At 29.2% G+C, this 11880-nt stretch carries 11 protein-coding genes; 10 read left to right on the top strand and 1 reads right to left on the bottom strand.

Annotated elements, in window-relative coordinates:
- Positions 1–106: 106 nt before the first annotated feature.
- The 6 genes from LQ622_RS02770 to LQ622_RS02745 all read left to right on the top strand — a co-directional run bounded on the left by LQ622_RS02770 (position 107) and on the right by LQ622_RS02745 (position 5346).
- Positions 107–955 (top strand): WecB/TagA/CpsF family glycosyltransferase, encoded by an 849-nt coding sequence (locus tag LQ622_RS02770; protein WP_025905458.1) that lies wholly within the window; start codon positions 107–109, stop codon positions 953–955.
- A gap of 120 nt (positions 956–1075) precedes the next feature.
- Positions 1076–2449 carry an AMP-binding protein gene (locus LQ622_RS02765; RefSeq protein ID WP_239774688.1) on the top strand — a complete coding sequence of 458 codons (1374 nt, stop codon included), beginning with the start codon at positions 1076–1078 and terminating at the stop codon, positions 2447–2449.
- Entirely contained in the window at positions 2431–3573 is a 1143-nt protein-coding gene (locus LQ622_RS02760) for a thiolase family protein (protein WP_239774687.1), read from the top strand. Before LQ622_RS02765 ends, LQ622_RS02760 begins: the two co-directional genes overlap by 19 nt.
- The gene (locus tag LQ622_RS02755; protein ID WP_051575415.1) at positions 3536–3898 is read left to right on the top strand and encodes a hypothetical protein; all 363 of its coding nucleotides are present in this window, start codon (positions 3536–3538) and stop codon (positions 3896–3898) included. The genes LQ622_RS02760 and LQ622_RS02755 overlap by 38 nt, the downstream gene beginning before the upstream one ends.
- Positions 3899–3906: 8 nt before the next feature.
- Positions 3907–4158, top strand: coding sequence for a hypothetical protein (locus LQ622_RS02750; RefSeq protein WP_239774686.1), 252 nt, complete (start codon positions 3907–3909; stop codon positions 4156–4158).
- Positions 4159–4278: 120 nt separating this feature from the next.
- Complete coding sequence (locus tag LQ622_RS02745) at positions 4279–5346, top strand: acyltransferase family protein (protein ID WP_239774685.1); 1068 nt, start codon at positions 4279–4281, stop codon at positions 5344–5346.
- A 42-nt stretch (positions 5347–5388) separates the two neighbouring features.
- Here the strand turns inward: LQ622_RS02745 and tagH are convergent, their stop codons facing one another.
- Positions 5389–6183: a teichoic acids export ABC transporter ATP-binding subunit TagH gene (gene tagH / locus LQ622_RS02740; protein WP_037588932.1), complete on the bottom strand. Its 795-nt coding sequence runs from the start codon at positions 6181–6183 to the stop codon at positions 5389–5391.
- A gap of 207 nt (positions 6184–6390) precedes the next feature.
- Here tagH and LQ622_RS02735 point away from each other — a divergent pair, with 207 nt between their 5' ends.
- From LQ622_RS02735 to LQ622_RS02720, 4 genes are all read left to right on the top strand, one after another.
- Positions 6391–7194: an ABC transporter permease gene (locus LQ622_RS02735; RefSeq protein WP_037588933.1), complete on the top strand. Its 804-nt coding sequence runs from the start codon at positions 6391–6393 to the stop codon at positions 7192–7194.
- A 116-nt stretch (positions 7195–7310) separates the two neighbouring features.
- A complete protein-coding gene (locus LQ622_RS02730; protein WP_239774684.1) occupies positions 7311–8366 on the top strand; it encodes a CDP-glycerol glycerophosphotransferase family protein in 1056 nt (351 codons plus the stop codon).
- Positions 8367–8370: 4 nt separating this feature from the next.
- A complete protein-coding gene (locus LQ622_RS02725; RefSeq protein ID WP_239774683.1) occupies positions 8371–9423 on the top strand; it encodes a glycosyltransferase family 2 protein in 1053 nt (350 codons plus the stop codon).
- A gap of 191 nt (positions 9424–9614) precedes the next feature.
- Positions 9615–11600, top strand: coding sequence for an acyltransferase family protein (locus tag LQ622_RS02720; protein ID WP_239774682.1), 1986 nt, complete (start codon positions 9615–9617; stop codon positions 11598–11600).
- Positions 11601–11880: the final 280 nt, after the last annotated feature.

Below are 11880 nucleotides of genomic sequence, written 5' to 3'. Positions count from 1 at the left end.
CAATTTAAATGAATTATGTGTACTACTTATCAAATATAGAATGTAAATTTGTTGTAAAATTTATGGAAATGGTGTAAATTATAGTGAAGAATGAGAGGTGATACAAATGGCAAAAGTACTAGAAAAAGATTTAAATAGTATAAGTGAACAAATAGAGTTAAACAGAGAGAATTCGTATGACGTGATTAAGCCTCCAACCGTTAATGTTCTAGGTTTGCCATTTGCAAACCTGACGGCAAATGAAATGGTAGAACGCATTAAGTATTTTGTAAATCAGGAAACGAAAGACAATTTATTTATTGTAACAGCTAATCCTGAAATTGCACATTATGCTTATAGCAATAATCACTATCAACGACGTATTAAACATGCAGATTACATTGTACCAGATGGTATTGGTATTGTTAAAGCAGCTAAATATTTAAATACGCCATTAAAAGAACGTGTTCCGGGAATAGAGTTAATGGAAGAAATGTTGAATATTGCTAACGCAAGTAGTAAGAGAGTATTCTTATTAGGTTCTTCTAAAGAAGGCGTTAAAGCAACTCGCAAAATTTTAGAAGAACAATATCCAAATATTACGTTTGATCATAAACATGGCTATAAACATGTATTAGATTATAAAGTAACTAAGAAAATCAAGAAATTTAATCCAGACTTTATTTTTGCGGCAATGGGTTTTCCTAAACAAGAAGATTGGATTTATTATAACCGTCATCACTTTGAGCATACAGTAATGATGGGGGTAGGCGGCTCATTTGATGTCATAAGCGGAAATGTTAAACGTGCACCAAAAATGTTTATTAAACTTAATTTAGAGTGGTTATATAGAATTATAACTGATTTAAAACGTGTGAATAGAGCACTTAAAATTCCACTGTTTTTAAAAGAAGTTCAATTCCAAAAATCATGTACACCTAAAAAGAATAAATATGATTATATGAAGAATAGATAATTTAGAAACATCTTAATGTTGAAATTTAACATTAAGGTGTTTTTTTATGAAGAATTTTATCTATTCAATTGTTAACTTAATGATATGATAAAGGTAACAATAAAAGTAGGTGGTATGATCATGCAAGTACTGGAACTTATAAATCAACAATTAAATACAAAAGCAGATAAAATTGCCATGTATATTGATGAGATGCATTTATCTTATAACGATTTATTGATAGAATCTAAAAAAATTGCCACAACGTTAAAACAATATCCAAAACATATCATGATTGGTATTTCAATGAAAAATCCACTTCAGTTTATAAAATGGTATATTGCAGCTTTAAAGTGTGAACTTATACCGTGCGTCCTAGATCCTTATATAGCTGAAGAGAAAAAGTATGAATTAATAAGGTTATATCATATTCCGTTATTAGTAGATGACAGCAATAAGGTAATATATCGACAAATAGAAAATAATACGGTATTACCTCAAGATATCTTACATATTGGATTTACTTCTGGGACGACAGGTATTCCTAAAGCATATATGAGGAATCATCAATCTTGGATTCAATCATTTAAATATAATGAAGACTTACTCAATGGTCATACAGACATTATTATAGCACCTGGACCACATGCACATTCTTTAACACTATACGCTATGATTTATGCATTATGTACAGGTAGAACATTTATTGGCCAAAAGAAATTTAATACGCAAATACTAGATAAATTAATCAATATATTTAGTAAAAATCAAACGATGTTTATTGTGCCTACAATGCTATATAGTTTATTGAATCATAACGTTCATTTAATGAATGTTTCGAGCATTTTTTCATCAGGTGCAAAATTATCTACACAAATATTTGAAAAATTTAAATATAAGTATCCTGATATTGATTTAATTGAATTCTTTGGAAGCTCTGAAGCGAGCTTTATTAGTTACAATATTAATGGACAAGCAGATTCAGAATCTGTAGGTAAACTATTTCCTTCTGTACAAGTTCAAATTAAAGACAAAGATGAAAATAATATAGGCAGGTTATATGTCAAAAGTGACATGACATTTAGTGGTTATTTGAATGAAGAAGTCCACGATGAGTGGATTAAAATAGGCGATTGGGCATCAATTTCTGCAGACCAAGAACTACGCTTATATGGACGAGAAAGTGACCGTTTAATTATTGGTGGTAAAAACGTATATCCAGAGATTATTGAGCAAAAATTATTAAATCTAGATATTGTTGATGAGGCAATTATTATAAGTAAGCAACATAATAAATTTGGAGAAATAGCAATTTTATTATATAAAGGTAAAGATCATTTGCAATATATAAGCATGAAAGAGTATTTGTTAGCGTGTGGGTTAAGTCGTTATGAAATACCATCTCGAATGATACGAGTTAAACAGATGAAATATACTTCTAGTGGAAAGATAGCGAGATATAAGATGAAATCTATTTATGAGATAGGAGGAAAAGCATGGGACCAGTTATTGTAGCTGCAAAACGAACGCCATTCGGTAAATATGGCGGCATTTTTAAACAGTTAGAACCCGAATTACTCTTGAAACCTTTATATGAATATTTGTTATCTGATCATGCTGAGGCACTTGAACATTTAAGTGAGGTTGTTTTAGGAAACGTAGTAGGTAATGGAGGTAATATCGCAAGAAAGTCTTTGCTAGAAGCAGGTTTGCCGGTTGATATTCCTGGTGTCACAATAGATAGACAATGTGGTGCTGGATTAGAAGCGGTCACTTATGCTTGTAGAATGATCCAAGCAGGTGCTGGTGAAGTTTATATTGCTGGTGGTGTTGAAAGTACAAGTCGAGCACCTTGGAAAATCAAAAGACCACAATCAGTTTATGACGCACCAGAATTTTTTGAGCGTGCTTCATTTGCGCCTGATGGAGAAGACCCTTCAATGATTGAAGCGGCTGAAAATGTTGCGCAAGTATATCAAATCTCTAGAGAAAGCCAGGACGAATTTGCATACAATAGTCATCAAAAGACAATAAAAGCTATGGAAAAAGGTTATTTATCAAATGAAATTTATCCGATTAAAGTAGGGAATGAATGGATCCAACATGATGAAGGTGTTAAACCTAAATTAACTTTAAGAACGTTATCACGTTTAAAACCACTTATTAAAGATGGGACTGTAACAGTAGGTAATAGTTGCATGAAAAATGACGGTGGGGTATTACTTTTAATTATGAGTAAAGAAAAGGCGGCTGCTTTAGGTTATCGCGAAGGACTGGAATTTATCGATAGTTCTGTAAAAGGTGTAGATCCTAGATTACTAGGTATAGGTCCAGTACCTGCTGTTGAAAGTTTATTAAAGAAATCACATTTAACAATGAAAGATATTGACGGTGTTGAATTTAATGAAGCATTTAGTTCTCAAGTTCTTGCTTCAAAAGATATGTTAAATATTCCAGACGATAAATTTAATTTGTATGGTGGCGCATTAGCTATTGGACATCCATATGGAGCTAGTGGTGCTAGCCTCGTTACGCGTTTATATCATATGAAAGAAATTGAGACATCGATAGCAACAATGGGAATAGGAGGCGGCATGGGACATGCAACATTATTTAGAAGATGGAATCGAAATAATTGACGTCATTTTCAACAAAGAAGATGTTGAAGCATATAAAAAAATACTTCCTATAAAAAAGAATAACTGCGCTGTGCCAGTATTGTATTTAGCAAGTATATGGCCGGAATTTTCAATGTTTGAGCGTTTTTTAGAAAAAGAGATTTACTTAAAAGAAACATCAGTTGAACAGTATAAAGCAATAGATGTTGATACAATTTATAAAGCAGAATTAAAAAATGAGAAAATAAAAAAAGTAAAGTCGTTTACGATTTACGAATTTAGTTTGACGATTACAAGTGGAGATAACATATACACTCGACTCAAGCAAACATTCGTTGGAAAGTGAGGTATAGTATGAAATTTGATATTAGTCTTGTTAACAAATATTTAACTATTATTCATGATTTAAATCCAATCCATCAAGAAATTGTACCCGGCCAACTTGTATGTGAATGGTTGTTAGAAGATGTTGAGTGGCAACATTATACTGTGAAATACAAAAATCCAATTTATATAGATGAAATATTAGAAAAAGTACTTCAAGATAATAGGATTAAATGTTTCAATCCACAAGGGATGGTAAAGATTATTGTTGAAAAGCAATAAATTAAATGTAAGATTTATCCAACAAAAGTTTAGTTATAAAAATACTATATAATTATTTTACAATTAATTTAAAATCATGTAATCTTCATAAGTGACAAAAAATTAAGAGTTGGAGTACTTATGGATAGAAAACATGAAATTACATATGCAAGGGCAATATTTTGCTTAATTATAGTAGCAGTGCATATATTATCAAATTATTTGAGAGACGTAGAATTACAAGATCAGAATCGCATGATTGTATTAACATTCCAAATATTAATTTTGTTTGCAACGCCGTGTTTTATTATTTTGTCAGAATCACTGATTTCAATGGTTTATAAAGATAAATTACCGAAAAACTTTCTAGTCAAACGCTTTAAATATATTATGATTCCTTACTTTTCAATTGGAACATTTTATGTGTATACAAAGTATAAAGTAGATGCAAATGAAGAAACATTCTGGCAGTTGTTTAAAGAAAATTTATTAATTGGGAATTGGTATGGTTGGTTTGTCATTGTCATATTCCAATTTTATATTTTACATTTAATGTTCCATAAAGCATTAAGTAAAGCTAATCCAGTTGTTATGCTGGTCATCAGCTTTACGATCAGTCTCGCACATTCATATTTAATGTACGATAATGATGCGTATACGAATTGGTGGAATGAATTTTACCCGTTATTCCATAGAACGAATATTCTTTATTGGTTATTCTATTTTGTATTTGGGTTTTACTTAGGTAGATACTACAATGAAGTTCTATCGTTTATGGAGAAGAAGTTTACGTGGTTAGTAGGAAGTTTAAGTGCGGTGACTCTTTTAGTTATTTATTCAATTCATCAAAATGATGTAACAGTTGTTCAATCTAACCGTTATGATATTTTAATATATTCAGCATTAGCGTTTATAGTTATCTTAGTTATTTCTAAAAAGTTGTCTAACTTTAATATAAGCTTTTTATATTTTATTGGTGAAATATCATTCTTTATTTACTTAACACATAAAATTATGGTCTATTACATGGCAAAATATACATTTCATTTTATAGATCAATTCTTTATGTATAATATTGCAACGTATATCTTTGCTTTATCTTTAAGTGTAGGCTTAGCAGTTGTTCTGTCATTTATACCACTTTCTAGATTTATAATTGGTAGAAATTCTATTAACGCAATGATAAAAGGGAATTATAGAGTAGAGTAAAAAAGCACGTCACCTTCATTGATAAAGGTGATGTGCTTTCTGTTATTTGAAATAAAAACGTGTAGCATCTAATTCGTCTTTAAAAGCTTTTTTATCTTTTGCTGACTTTTTATTGAACTCTTTTAAGAATGCTTGGTATTTTGGAAGTACATCTTCAGTAGAGCCAAATTCTTTTAATTTGCCGCCTTCAATCCAAGCTATTTTTGTACAAAAATCTTTAACTTGACCTATATTATGACTAACAAAGAAAATAGTCTTGCCAGCTTCTTTAAATTGATTCATTTTGTCTAAACTTTTTTTAGTAAATGTTTGGTCACCTACAGATAATGCTTCATCAATTACAAGAATATCTGGATCGACAGTTACATTGATTGCGAAACCTAATTTAGATTTCATACCGCTTGAATATTTCTTGACAGGTTGATATATAAATTCACCTAATTCAGAGAATTCGATAATTTGAGGTGTTAGTTCTTTAATTTGTTTTTTAGAGAAACCAAGTAATAACATCTTGTATTCGATATTATCTATACCGTTTAGTTGCGTGTTTAAACCAGAGTTAATTGCAATAACGTTAACATCACCGTGGCGTTCAATTATACCGTCTGTTGGTTGTAGTGAGCCGCCGATAATATTACTTAATGTTGATTTTCCTGATCCGTTAATACCCACTAAACCGATAATATCGCCTTCGTAAGCAGTAAATGATATATCATTAAGCGCTAAAAATCTTTGTGATTGATGCTTTGGTAAAAAAACATCTTTTAATCTCTCTTTGTTATTACGGAAAATTTTATATTCTTTTGTTAAATTATTAATGATAACTGATTCTTTCATATGTACTTCATTCCTTATAATTATTAACATTTCTATTATGCATTATTTTATGAGTTTAGTAAATTTATTGTAAATTCTGTTAGAATCATGTAAATTATATATGTTCTATAATTATGAGATTAACCTAAAGTTTAATATATCATCTATGCTCATTTGATGCTATATTAAAGATTAAGTTATAAATGTCTTAGCGAGAGAGTGATATTCATGCATGCTGTTTTTACAGTAATAAAAGAGCACGTCAAAAACTTTTATTTGATTCAAAGATTAGCACAATTCCAATTAAAAATTTCGAATCATGATAATTATTTAGGATTAGCGTGGGAACTTATTAATCCTATACTACAAATATTTGTATATTGGTTTGCATTTGGTTTTGGTATAAGGCAGAATGACCCAGTACATGGTGTACCGTTTATCTTATATTTATTAGTTGGTATTAGTATGTGGTTCTTTGTAAACCAAGGTATACTTGAAGGGACTAAATCAATAGGTACTAAGTTTAATCAAGTAGCAAAAATGAATTTCCCTTTATCTGCAATACCCGCATATATTTTAACAAGTAGATTTTATGGTCATATTATTTTAGTTTTAATTATTATTTTATTATGTATGCCTGCCGGTATTATACCTTCGATTTATATTTTGCAATTATTCATATACTTACCTTTAGTGTATTTATTTGCATTTTCTGTTTCGTTATTAACATCGACTTTAGGTGTCATTATTCGAGATACACAAATGGCAATGCAAGCTATTTTGAGAATGCTATTTTACATGTCACCAATTCTTTGGGTACCTGATAAAGGTTCAGTGATTGAAATGATTATGAAATTAAATCCAGTATTCTTCTTTGCAGAAGGGTACAGAGCAGCAATATTATATAATAATTGGTACTTCATAGAACATTGGCAATTATTACTTTATAATTTATGTGTAACAGTGTTATTCTTTGTAGTAGGTGCAATATTACATGTTAGATTTAGACAAAGATTTGCTGACTTTATTTAAAATGATTAATAAATGATAAGGCTGAGACATTAATGATTGTCTCAGCCTTTATCTCAATATATAGCTGCTTTTGGTCAATTTTTACTTTAGTAAATTTTATATAAGGAAGTGTCATTGTGGTAAGAAGCATAATTAAACAAGTCTACCTTTTTATTATTTTTATATTTAATAAATTATTTAAAAGTAATGTGAAACGTAAAAATGTCGTGGTGTTTATGACATTTAAAGAAGATGTGTTACCTGTTATTGAAGCATTAAAGAAAGAAGAATACTATATTACGGTAATTGCGCATCCGAAGTGGATTGAATTTTTGAATGATATAGATGTAGATAAAGTGATAAACTTAAGTAATAAATATGTCTTACAACAGATTAAAGCAATTAAAAGCAGTAAAATAATAATTATTGATACATATTATTTATTATTAGGCAGTATCAGCAAAACGCCAGAACAAAAAGTTATACAAACTTGGCATGCTGCTGGTGCTTTGAAGAAATTTGGTTTAGAAGATAAAAGTATTAATCTTGAGGATAAACAACAGATAAAAAATTACTTATCTGTTTATCATTTTACAGATTATTATCTAGTCAGCTCAGATATTATGAAAGATGTCTTTATTAAAAGTTTAGATGCCGAGCCCGATCAAATATTACCATTTGGCTTACCAAGGTTAGACCAATATAAAGATAAACATGAGTATCCTATTAAATCCAAAAAAATAGCTTTATATGTTCCTACTTATAGAGATTATACAAATGAAATTCATATGATAGATAAACAGAAATTTGAAAAAATGTGCCCTGAATACGAACTCGTGACTAAATTACATCCAAGCATTACTTCACATGATTCAGATTCGAGAGATATACAAGATCTAGTTGAAATGGCAGAAATCATCATTACAGATTACAGTTCATTAAGTATTGAAGCCGCACTTTTAAATAAAACGATTATTTTCTATAGTTATGATGAATCAAAGTATGATGAAATGAGAGGACTTAATCAATACTATTATGAAATGACGAAAGAGAACAAAGCTTATGATTTAGAAACACTTTATAAACTTGTGAATCTAAATAGAATTAATAATGAAATTAAACCTATGTGGCATCAATATACAAACTTCGATGCAACTGGGAAGTTAGTTGATTTTATAAACAAAGGAGCTTAACGATATGGAAGTAAGTGTCATCATCCCTATTTATAATGCAGAAAAAACAATAGAGCAAACCATTAAATCAATTAAAAGTCATTATGAGCATGAAATTATTTGTATTAATGATGGATCTAAAGATAATAGTGCAGTTGTAATTAGCAAAATTAATAATCCTAATATTGTACTTGTGAATCGAGAAAATAAAGGTGCTGCGGCAACGAGGAATGAAGGTATTAGTATCGCAAAAGGTAAATATATTATGTTTTGTGATGCAGATGATAAATTAGGTGAAGGTATTATCGACAAGATGGTTGAAGCGATAAAAAGGAATGATACAGATATCGTGGTTGGTAAGGTTTCTCATTTAATTGGTGATCAGATTAGGCCGATTCAAACATACAATGATTTAAAAGCTGTAGATCATACAACATTAAACTTAACACCAGAAGTTACCCAATCAATAGGACCGTATGGTAAACTGTACAAACATGACGTATTAGAAAATATTAGATTCGATGAAGATATTACTTTTTGTGAAGAGCATACCTTTAATTTAAAAGCTTGGTCAAAGAGTCGTATTACAATATTAGATGATTCAGCGTACTTGTATAATATAGGTATTGAAGACTCAATAGTAGCGACAAGTTACAAAAATATTGAAAAATATTTAAATGATGCCATTGAAGTTAGAAAAAGAACTTTGGACATTTTAAGTGATTTAAAAGAAAAAGTGAGTAACTATTATAGTTATAGAATGGATTATCTTATTATTTACTTTTTAATTCGAAATAATTTTATGAAAGTAGATAACTTAAATCATGTTATAGATCCAGCAATTAACTATTTAAAAGTCGTTCAACCACTTCAAACTAATAGTGTGAAAGATTTAAAAGAACTTGTATTGACAATTGCTGCGACTTACAATTTTGAAAGATTTAAAGAAGTGGCAAGTAATTTAGATATGCAAATTGATAAAAAAACTTATCGTTCTTATAAACTCAAACTATTTAAACTTAAGACAAAAATGAATTTAAGAAATATAAGAAATAAAAGCAAGAAAATATCTCATTAAATTATAAAAAATAAAAAATACTAACTGCCTTAAATGGTTGTTAGTATTTTTTTATTTATTTTCATATATTAATTTCTATTATCGAATCAATATTTCCGTTTATTAATTAAATATACATAAACTTTACAATAGTTAATTGTTTTATATAATTTACAATTGCATATCAAATTAAATTAAAATGGAATTAAAATATGGATAAAAATATAATTGATATTGAAAGAAAGTTTAGGCCAGAAATTGAAGGCCTAAGGATTGTTGCAGCTTTATTAGTCGCTATATACCATATTTGGTTTGGTAAAGTATCTGGTGGGGTAGATGTTTTCTTTGTTGTATCAGGATTTCTGATTACAACATCAATCATATCTACAATCAATAAAACAGGGGAATTTAAGTTTTGGCCATACATATCTAAATTAATGAAGCGTTTATTTCCGCTTGCATTTATTATTATATTAGTGATTCTCATATTAAGTATATTTTTCTTACCTTCAACCATTTTTGATAAAACAATGAAAGAAGTCATTTCATCAATGTTCTATTATCAAAATTGGCAGTTGGCAATTAGTAATACAGATTATTTAGATGCACACCAAATGAAAAGTCCACTTGAACATTATTGGGCAATGTCCATTCAAGGACAATTCTATATCATTTGGTTCTTATTATTTACATTTATATTATTCATAATAAAAAAATATAAATTAGTAAATGGTAAGAGAATAGTAAATTACTTACTCGGTTTTATATTTATTGTATCCTTTGCATACTCAGTGTATTTAACAGCAGTTAATCAACCTTTAGCATACTTTATTACACTTACGAGAGTCTGGGAATTTGCGTTAGGTGGTTTACTTTGTATTAACTTAAGCAAAATTAAAATCAATAATTTAACAGCAGAAATTATTGGATGGATTGGTCTTATTGGTTTAATTTTAACGGGGGCTTTATTTGATGTATCAACAATGTTTCCAGGTTATATTGCTTTATGGCCTATGACTTGTGCATTACTGATTATTTTATCAGGTAATAAAGATACTAAATACGGTGTTAAGAACTTCTTATCTATGCCGATTATGATTAAACTAGGTGGAGTATCATTCGGGATATACTTATGGCACTGGGTATTGCTATCATTCTACAAATACAATATTTCAGAAACACCTGGTATTATTTCAGGGATACTTATCATTGTATTATCAATTGCTCTGTCATTTATTACGACTAAATATATTGAAACACCTATAAGAAGTGCAAATTTAAATAAAGTCGCATTTAAGAGAATAGGTATTATTGCATTAGCTAATATCATATTAATCGCTGGTTTAGTCTCTCATAATGCATATGTGAAAATATCTGACGATAAAACACTAGCATCGAAAGATTATCCAGGAGCACTAGCCGCAACATCAAAACAAAAAATTAAAGAAAATGATCCTAAGCCTGAATTTGCCAATGTATTTGATGATTTACCACAATCACACTTAGATGATTCAAATCAAGGATTAAAAAAATCAGATTTAAAGATTGGTATTTATGGTAAGAAAAAAGACTACAAAGCAACAATTGCTTTAGTAGGTAGTTCACATTCTGAACATTGGTTAGGAGCAGTTATTGAAGCGTCAAAAGAGCATGATTACAGAGTGATTAATATCACAAGATCTGGAACAAGATTCTCTACAGGTTATGATGATAATTCATTAAAAGGGCAATGGGTTAAAAATGTCGAAAACTATTTAAAGAAATCTGATGATATTGATCTAGTGTTATCACATGTTACAGCAGCTGACTCAAATAGCGATAAGATTCAACAACAAATGGTAGATGAATTATTAAAAGTTAAAAATGATTATAATATTGATGTAATGGCGATAAGAGATATTCCTAGATATGATTTTAATGTTTCAGAAGAACTAGAAAAATCTGGTGAAAAAGAGACAATTAAACTTATGAATAAAGGAAATAACCAACAAGATACTTCATATTGGAAAAAACTATCAGAAACAAGCAAAGAATTACCAAAATTCGATCCATCAGAATACTTTAAAGTGAATGGCAATTATAGACCGATTATAGGTAATATTGTTGTGTATCGTGATATGGACCATATGACAAACACTTATTCAAAATCTTTCGGACCTATTTTAGGTAAAGAAATTAAATCTATCGTAAAAAAATAGAGAGCGGACAAAGTAGGCAACAAAAGCATGGGACCAATCGTCCCATGCTTTTTAATATTAAAGTATAAATTATTGAATATAGTGACTGGGGAACTTTATAAATGGGATTTGTATTTCCTGTATTTTAGGGTGTATACCTAAAATTGTAATAAATGGTATTATTAAACTGGTTTATATGTTTTATAGAGGTGATATAAGTCAAATATAGTTGAAAATGGGGAATTAGGACTATGAAAAAAGATTTTTTAAACTGGATGACTTTAATAATTAATATTTTTTT

Source organism: Mammaliicoccus sp. N-M50, assembly GCF_022386995.1.
In the GTDB taxonomy this organism is placed as follows: Bacteria; Bacillota; Bacilli; order Staphylococcales; family Staphylococcaceae; genus Mammaliicoccus; species Mammaliicoccus sciuri_A.
Note: the sequence above shows the minus strand (reverse complement) of the source record. Positions and strands in the feature narration are given on the sequence as shown.

Bases quoted from the DNA above. Each gene is read 5' to 3' on its own strand.
- LQ622_RS02770 (WP_025905458.1), top strand. From the start codon at position 107: ATGGCAAAAGTACTAGAAAAAGATTTAAATAGTATAAGTGAACAAATA.
- LQ622_RS02765 (WP_239774688.1), top strand. From the start codon at position 1,076: ATGCAAGTACTGGAACTTATAAATCAACAATTAAATACAAAAGCAGAT.
- LQ622_RS02760 (WP_239774687.1), top strand. From the start codon at position 2,431: ATGGGACCAGTTATTGTAGCTGCAAAACGAACGCCATTCGGTAAATAT.
- LQ622_RS02755 (WP_051575415.1), top strand. From the start codon at position 3,536: ATGCAACATTATTTAGAAGATGGAATCGAAATAATTGACGTCATTTTC.
- LQ622_RS02750 (WP_239774686.1), top strand. From the start codon at position 3,907: ATGAAATTTGATATTAGTCTTGTTAACAAATATTTAACTATTATTCAT.
- LQ622_RS02745 (WP_239774685.1), top strand. From the start codon at position 4,279: ATGGATAGAAAACATGAAATTACATATGCAAGGGCAATATTTTGCTTA.
- tagH (WP_037588932.1), bottom strand. From the start codon at position 6,183: ATGAAAGAATCAGTTATCATTAATAATTTAACAAAAGAATATAAAATT.
- LQ622_RS02735 (WP_037588933.1), top strand. From the start codon at position 6,391: ATGCATGCTGTTTTTACAGTAATAAAAGAGCACGTCAAAAACTTTTAT.
- LQ622_RS02725 (WP_239774683.1), top strand. From the start codon at position 8,371: ATGGAAGTAAGTGTCATCATCCCTATTTATAATGCAGAAAAAACAATA.
- LQ622_RS02720 (WP_239774682.1), top strand. From the start codon at position 9,615: ATGGATAAAAATATAATTGATATTGAAAGAAAGTTTAGGCCAGAAATT.